The sequence below is a fragment of the Veillonella sp. CAG:933 genome (assembly GCF_000431435.1).
GTDB lineage: Bacteria > Bacillota > Negativicutes > Veillonellales > Veillonellaceae > Veillonella_A.
Map to the genome: position 1 here is coordinate 1 of NZ_HF986134.1, position 8,103 is coordinate 8,103.

At 30.6% G+C, this 8,103-nt stretch carries 6 protein-coding genes; 2 read left to right on the plus strand and 4 right to left on the minus strand.

Annotation, left to right across the window (positions count from 1 at the left end; translation table 11 throughout):
* Positions 1-1,800, plus strand: a 1,800-nt coding sequence (locus tag QZL64_RS01460; protein WP_296309120.1) for an ATP-dependent DNA helicase, incomplete at its 5' end; no start/stop codon positions are given.
* Positions 1,801-1,802: 2 nt separating this feature from the next.
* Positions 1,803-5,963, plus strand: a complete 4,161-nt coding sequence (locus QZL64_RS01465; protein ID WP_021840278.1) for a hypothetical protein — start codon at positions 1,803-1,805, stop codon at positions 5,961-5,963.
* Between the two features lie 23 nt (positions 5,964-5,986).
* Here the strand turns inward: QZL64_RS01465 and QZL64_RS01470 are convergent, their stop codons facing one another.
* The 4 genes from QZL64_RS01470 to QZL64_RS01485 all read right to left on the minus strand — a co-directional run.
* On the minus strand, positions 5,987-6,493 hold the full coding sequence (locus QZL64_RS01470) for a hypothetical protein (RefSeq protein ID WP_021840279.1): 507 nt from the start codon (positions 6,491-6,493) through the stop codon (positions 5,987-5,989).
* Entirely contained in the window at positions 6,490-7,485 is a 996-nt protein-coding gene (locus QZL64_RS01475) for a PD-(D/E)XK nuclease-like domain-containing protein (RefSeq protein ID WP_021840280.1), read from the minus strand. The genes QZL64_RS01470 and QZL64_RS01475 overlap by 4 nt, the downstream gene beginning before the upstream one ends.
* A gap of 2 nt (positions 7,486-7,487) precedes the next feature.
* A complete protein-coding gene (locus QZL64_RS01480; protein ID WP_021840281.1) occupies positions 7,488-7,610 on the minus strand; it encodes a hypothetical protein in 123 nt (40 codons plus the stop codon).
* Between the two features lie 62 nt (positions 7,611-7,672).
* On the minus strand, positions 7,673-8,103 hold a 431-nt coding region (locus tag QZL64_RS01485), incomplete at its 5' end, for a hypothetical protein (protein WP_296309122.1).

Consider the following 8,103-nt stretch of genomic DNA (forward strand, 5'->3'; position numbering starts at 1 on the left):
GATAAGGTAGACAGATATGTTGCTGAAATCAAAGCCGAAGTTCAGAAAGAAAAAGATACTACTAAGGAATTCTTAGATTATGCTAATCAATTTGGTTTTACTGATGAAGCTGCTTTACTTGCAAAAGATTTACCAAAAGCATCAGAAGAAGCTAAGAAAGTAGAAGAAGAGTATGTATTTACGTTTAATGATGGGTTTAAAATCAATTTACCATTCTCATTAAATGATCAACAGAAATCAGCTTTATATGAACTAGAGAAGTTCATTGAAGACTATGGAACTGAAATTACTTTATCTGGTTATGCTGGTACGGGTAAATCCACTATCATTGGTATATTTAGTAAGTGGTTAGATCACAGAATTGGTAGAGGCAACATTGTATATACTGCTCCTACTCATAGAGCAAATGTTATAACTAAACAAAATAATCCTAATGCTAATGTATATACGCTTTCTGCTCTATTTGGGTTTACTCCAGATACAGATATAGCAATGGAGCAAGGTTCATTGGATTTAAGAGAACTAGAGTTTAGATCTAAGAATCAAGTGAAATATGAACCAGGTCAATTAATTATTATTGATGAAGCTTCAATGGTGCAAGACGGTTTGTATGAATACATTCAGAAAATCGTAGCTAAAGATGGTGTTAGTGTGATATATGTTGGGGATTCTGCACAATTAAGACCTGTAAAATCAGATCATATTTCTAAAGTATTTACATCTGATGGAGTACCTCAAATAACTTTAACCAAAGTAGAAAGAACGGGTGATAATCCTATTTTAAAAGAAGCTACCAGACTTAGACGAGGTGAAGGATTGAGTTACCAAACTGATATAAATGATAAAGGTCAAGGAGTATTGTACACTTCGGATGATGCAATTATAGATAAAAACCTGAAACAGATTGTTACTTCTGAAGAGTTCAATGCTGATCCTTTACATTTTAGAGTTTTAACTGCTACAAATGCTGCAGTATCTGCGTATAATTCAAAGATTAGATCTTTAAGATACGGAAAATTTGCTAAACCCTTTGTAAAAGGTGATATTATAATGGGTTATTCTAACAAACTTAGAAAGCCTGATGGATCTTATAAATTAGTAAACTCTGGGGATTATGTAATTCAAAATATAACAGACACTACTGTCAAGTTTAAAACTGATAAAGGTGATATAGAATTTAAAGCATTCAAATTATCAATCAGACCTACTGGCAGTACTATTATGGATGACTTCCAGATTACTGTAATTGATAAAAATGAACCAGATTCTAAGCTATTTGAAATAGTAGAATATAAAGACAGATTGTGGAGAATGGCTAAAGAAGCTAAACAGAATAAGCAAATATCTAAATATAGAGATTTGGTTCAAATGGCGTTTAACATTGATAATGAATTAAACATTACCAAGAATTTAGAAGACAATCAAGGCAGGTTAAAAATTAGAAAAGCAATTGATTATGGATATGCACAAACTGTTTGGAAATCACAAGGTAGTACGTACAGTAAAGTTTTAATACTCTCCAATGAAATTGATACGTTTGGTTATGGTAAAGATGTAATGCAATTAAGAAACGAGTTGAGATATGTAGCTGTGTCACGTGCTAAAAACTTTGTTATAATAAATTCAGAAGCAGAGAATAAGAAGAAAGTTTCTATGCGAAATGAAATAGCCGAAGAAGATTTATTAGACGATATAGAATTTGAACCAGCTACAGAAGAACAAGCAATAAATGCATCTTTGCAGGATTCAATTGATGAGTTAACAGCAAATGGTAAACAACGTAGAAAAGAATGTGAATAATTATGCAGTGTTTAAATGTTAAAAATAAAGAGGTTGCAGCTTTACTAAAGCAATATACAAAGATATTGGGTAATGAAAATGCTGCATATTATGTGTTATCAGAAAACAATGGTTATGGTTTAGATAAGGCTCCCAATGGGGAGCCATCTAAGCTATTTTCAGATTTAGTTAATCATTTTAATGGTAATAAGAAAGAAGCTATACGAACAAAGTCATTAATATATTCTGCACAATTTAGACAGATAAGAAACATTGTATTAAATAATGATGGAGAAGTATCTATAGATGTGTTATTAAATAATTCAGATAAAATAAATAACCCATCATACGTTCCAAAAAAAATACATGAAACGTATAATAAACTTATTCAAGCCTTGACAAGGCGAATAAAAGACATTCAATATGCGAAATATAGTGACAGTAAGAAAGTAGATGAATTAAGAGCGTTGGAATTTAAATTAAACCAATTGGAAAACGATCAAGCTACTTTTGAATTTGTAGATTATATGGCAAGTGATGTAATATCTGCATTAAATGAAGTAAAGGCTTTACAAACCAAAGTAAATGAAAACCAAAAGTACAATAACCCGCTAGATATAACTTCTGCAGAATTAGATATGATAAAGAAAGGTTATATTGGTTTTTATGGCAACATTGCTACTAATATCCAGAACATGTTGGATGATGAATCTACGTTTGACTATTTAAATGATCCTCAATTAGTTGAGGATACAAAACAAAACTTAAAAAGGACTGTAGGTGACTACTACGAATTAGTAAGAAACTATAATAACTTAGCAGATATTGTTGCTAAAGATAATTTTATTAGAGAAGCAACTAAAGCCGGTTCATTTACTATAGATCATCTTAAAAAAATATTAGATGAAGGTGATGTGGATATAAATCTATGGGATCAGTGGGCAGGTAATACACAATATTCTAATAGTGAGTTAGTACGTATAATTCTTAACAAGATAGTTAATACTAAAAATAATGTTGCTGAAAAAGAACTAGAAGTAGGTAAAGAGCTTGTAGAAATACTATCACATGTAGATAAATCTAAGTTAGCTTATATGCATGAAAAAAATAAAGATGGTCATAAAACAGGCTTTATAACAAGAGACTTAAATTACGGTCAACACTATCAAGATTACTTGGAACATCAAAAAAAGTTAGCCGAAAAGTTAGGATTTGGAGATAAAGATATTGCTGAAGTGCCCGGTTTATTGAATCCAGAGCAACTAAAGAAATGGAATAAAGCAAATAATGATTGGGAAGCTAAGCATACAATTCGTAAGTTTACTCCAGAGTATTACGAGCTAACTAACAGTCTTAGTGAAGAAGCAAGATCTCGTAGAGATTCCATAAATATGGAAATAAACCTATTGTTAAGTACTACCGTTGATAAGAACGGAGATTACCACAGAGAAGATTTATCCGATGAAGATTATCTAAAATTACAAGAGTTAGAAACTAGACGTAGAAATTTAGCTAATCCATATTATCCAGATGGTTCAGTAAAAGTTGGATTAGATAAAGAAATAGCAATAGAAATGAGAGAGTATAATGAAAAATTAAGAGAGAAATTACATTATACTCCAAATATGGAAAAATTTAACAAAGCTCTACAAAATGCAAAAAAGAATTTAAGTCCAGAAAAATTTGCTAAGTGGGAACAACGCAATACAGTTGATCAAATAATTGAAGAATTCTGGGACGATATTAAAACTCTTTCATCAAACGCAAATAAATCTGATGATCAAATACTATATGAAACGGCTAGAAAGAACATGTTAAGACTTTACACCAGAGAAGATGGTAAAGTAGATGTTGATAGCATGCCTGACCAAGTAAAGTCGTGGATTAATACTTATGATGAATTGATTTCTGAGGAAAGTTTGAAAACTCGTGATAAATCAAAGAAATCCAAAGTAATGGACATAGCTGAATGGGAAGTAAACCCTAGATTCTATGAAGAATTAGAAAGAGTTGAAAAATTAGGTCAAGCTGAATATAATGCGTGGGTTTCTATAAATGCTAGATATGACTATGAAGGAAATCTTGTACCAGCTTCCTTTTGGAAGAAATTAGTTCCGAAGAAAGAGTTAAGATCTAAATACATGCGCAAAGTACCTAACAGATCCTGGTCTGAAATCGATAAAGAATCACCTTTCTACGATAAAAGATTTACTAAATATGCAGATCGTGGAGAAACAAGAATTCCAAATCCTGAATTGTATGACAACAGTGCAAATTATCGTAAAATAACTTCTGATTCAAACTTAAAGAAGCTTTATGATAAACTTGTTGATGTAATGGAATTATCAAATTCTAAGATTCAATTCTTAAAGTATGAAAATAAATATAGACTACCACAAATAGAAGGTGGGGCATGGACACAAATCCGAAGTAAGGACAATATTTTAAAGGGGTTAGCGTATGCAATAGAAGATACTTACACTGTAAAGGATGATGATAATGCATATATGTTGGAAAATGCTAAACGATCAGATGGGTCACTTGTTAAACTTATACCTACTAGGTATATTAAGATGTTATCAAATCCAGACGCTTTAACAAACGATATAGTAGGATCTGTCATTGCTTATTACAAAATGGCAGAAAATTATGAACAAATGAGTGAAATTGCCCCAGAATTAGAAGTAGCTCTTGATTTTGTTAGTCGTACAGATTTTACCGATAAGAAGGGTGGTAGAATACAAGGTTTGGAAAGTAAGACATATGATAAATTAAAATCTGTACTAGATCAATTGGTATATGGTATGGAAAAGAATGCATTAGAATTAGATGTTCCTTTACCAAAAGGCAAACATGTGACAGTAAGTGTTGGTAAGTTAGCTGCTAATTTAGCTGCATACACTAGAATACAAGGCATAGCTCAAAATATGAATGTGATTCTTACTGGTCTTATTACAAACAAAATACAAAATAGACTCGAAGCAATTTCTGGTATATACTTTGGAAATAAGGAACTTGCACAAGCAACAAAATTAATCATACCGTCATATGCAAATGCAATAAAGAACATAGGTCATTCAAACAACAAAGACAAGGTTCTATGTTATATGGAGTATTTAGGTGTAGTAAGAGAAAATGCTCAAACCTTTAGTAAACTTAATCAATCTAGATTTTTAAGAGCATTAAATCAACACTTTTGGTATTTTGGACATGAAATGTCGGATTATGTAACAAAAGGTAAAATGGCATTGGCAATTGGTCTATACTATAAATATGATCCTGAATCTGGTAAATTCTTAAATAAAAACGAATTCCTAAGAAGATTTAAGAGTAAAAAGGAAGGCAATGCCAAATGGAATACTCTAAGTGTAACTTTTTATGATGCATTTGAAGTTAAAAACAACAAACTAGTAATAAAACCAGAGTACGCTAAATCTCTCGATGAAGCTACTATAAACAAAGTTAGAAATACGGCAAAACAAGTAGGTACCAGAATTGACACGCAATTAACAGACTTGGATAGAAGTAAATTACATGCAACTGTGATTGGACAATTGTTACTTATCTTCCGTAACTTTATTTTGGTTAACTTACAAACTAAGTTCTTAACTAAACGTCAATTTAACTATTCTACAGGCATGTGGAGCGAAGCTCAAGTACCAGCTGCAGTTAAATATGTATATAGACATTACTTTAATCAGAACAAAATAGATCAATTAAAGGAACTATATCAAAATCATTATGATGAATTGGACGATTTCGAAAAAGGATGTCTTAAAAGAGTTACTTATGAAGTTTTATTTTCCACAGTAGGTTTTATGATCATTTCTTCTTTAGTAAGAGCGATGGCAGATGATGACAAACGTAATTGGTGGAAACAAGAAGCAGCGTATCTTACTCTAAGAGCTTCATTAGAGACACGTGGTAACATATTACCTATTGAAGTAATTAACTTACTTAATACTCCTACTGCTGCATGGTCTACTTTAAAATATTGGGGTGACTTAACTACAATGATGTTGAATGATCCTACACAGGAGATAAAAAAAGGTCCATACAAGGGTATGAACCGATTCCAACGATCATTAATTAAGGCCACTCCTTTAAGAAGTATATGGGAAGCACAAGATCCAAGATCAAAAATGGAGTATTATGATAACATGATTTCAATATTTAACTTTTAAAGCCACAAAAATTTTAACGGCCATTATAATAAAGCCCCTTCAGTTTTTGCTGTTGGGGCTTTTCTATATTTTAAATCTTGTAGTGATATACTTTCACCTACCGGTTTTGTTACTTTTGCAAGAGGATTAAATAGGTATTCATGAACTTTACTATCAACACTAATATTCCAAAAATTTAATATTTGCAATTTAGCTTGATATCCTAGACGTTCATATAAACCAAGATCTATCTTGTTTACGATGGAATGAATTGAATAAGCCTTATTAAAGGCAAATACTCTATAATTAATTCTATCTATTGTTAAAGTATAATCACAATAATATAGTCTATGTTTCTTTAATCTCTCTATTAAGTAAGTTTTAGTATTATGAAATACTAAAAAAATATGATTTGAAAGTAATGGGTTATTCATATCACTTGTGTACATATTTACAAACTCACTATTTTTCAAATCATATTTTGTAAAGGTATCATAAAATATTTGAGGAAGTGAAAATATACTATGTTTTGTATATTTATTAATAATCATAGTAGTTCTGCTCCATCTCCTTCATAATATTCTTTTATATGATCCCATAAGTCATTATCTTTATGCCAAGCTATGCGTTTGATAGCATCTTCAATAACACATACTTTGGCTTCGATGTATTGATTCTCAATATTAAAAACCTTTACTTCATAACCGTCATGACTTTGAACAGCTATTATATATGTTTCTCGTGTATATTCTTCTAAATCTAGTTTTAATTCATTTTTAAAATACCAATAAATTGCAAACCAGTAATAAGCTAATTGTCTACAATAGTCAAATTCTTCTATAGAATGTCTGAAATTATACACATCAGCTGTAGTTTTAATATCAACGAGTACTACTTTCTTATTTGTATGATCAATCATTACTCTATCGAGTAAAGATTTACAAGGAAAATCTCCTAATTTAGAAGCATTTGGAAATTCCCAATTTATATGAAATTCATTGTGAACTTCAAATGTTTTTGGATAAGCAAATAAAATCTCATTTGCTTTTTTATGCTCTTGCATATTTTGCTTTATGGTCTTTAGAAGAGCCAAATCAGCAAAAGAAATAACTTTCTTACTATCTTTATTTCTAAAGTATTCAATGTAGTTTTTATATAATTCTACTAATTCTCTTGCTTCTTGAATTCTTTTATCGATAGATTTATTATTACTATAAGCTGCATTATAACTCATTAATAATATATCTTCTTCAGTAGCAAAAGGATCGGTTAATCTTGCAGTAGAATAAAATTCTAGAAGATCTTTTTGTTGCTTTACTTTAGGTACTGCAAAGTCTAAAATAATATAATCATTCCAGAATTCTTCTGGTTGAAGAATATATTCATGAATCATAGTTCCTTTATCTAAGAAACTTGCTTTTAATCCTTCAATTTTTCCATCTAGCATATCCTTTAGATATCGGGGTCCCTTTTTTAGGAACCATCCGATATTACTATTACTTATACGAGTGTTATCTTCGTAATAAGGTATACTTATGTCCATAATTACTCTTCTAATTTACTTAAACGATCTGCTTCCATTAACTCATTAACGAATGCAATGTCATTAAGTTCATCTGCTTCAAAATAAATATCTTGTTCAGTTTGAGACATTATATCGTTATTCATATTTTGCTCGTCTAATTGTAAATTAACTAATTCGTAATTCTTCATAATCGTAAATTTTTAAGTTATAGTTCAAATGTTGTTGGCTTAAAATAAATCGAATAAGATTCATCAAGTATGCTTACGTTTGCTACACGTACATTAGTCCATTCTGTTTCCTCTTGAAATACATAATCGTATACAGGACATGCTGTAATATTATGATTTCCAGTATGAACGTGTCCACATAATGCATACTTTGGTTTCTTTCGTCTAATTTCATCAGTTAATGCAGCACAACAATATTGGATTTCAGTTCCATTATCGTGTGTAGTTCCTACTTCTGCAAGATTAGACGCTTCGTGAGTTATCAATATATCTAAATCTTTTGGTATTTTTTCGTATTTCTTAGCTAATTCAGCATGATTAGCCATAAACGCCCATGGTCCACATTGTTTACACCAAGGTGTTCCATAGATTTTATACCATTTATCATCAGTACTGTTATATACTTTTT

Bases quoted from the DNA above. Each gene is read 5' to 3' on its own strand.
- QZL64_RS01475 (WP_021840280.1), bottom strand. From the start codon at position 7,485: ATGGACATAAGTATACCTTATTACGAAGATAACACTCGTATAAGTAAT.
- QZL64_RS01480 (WP_021840281.1), bottom strand. From the start codon at position 7,610: ATGAATAACGATATAATGTCTCAAACTGAACAAGATATTTATTTTGAA.
- QZL64_RS01470 (WP_021840279.1), bottom strand. From the start codon at position 6,493: ATGATTATTAATAAATATACAAAACATAGTATATTTTCACTTCCTCAA.
- QZL64_RS01465 (WP_021840278.1), top strand. From the start codon at position 1,803: ATGCAGTGTTTAAATGTTAAAAATAAAGAGGTTGCAGCTTTACTAAAG.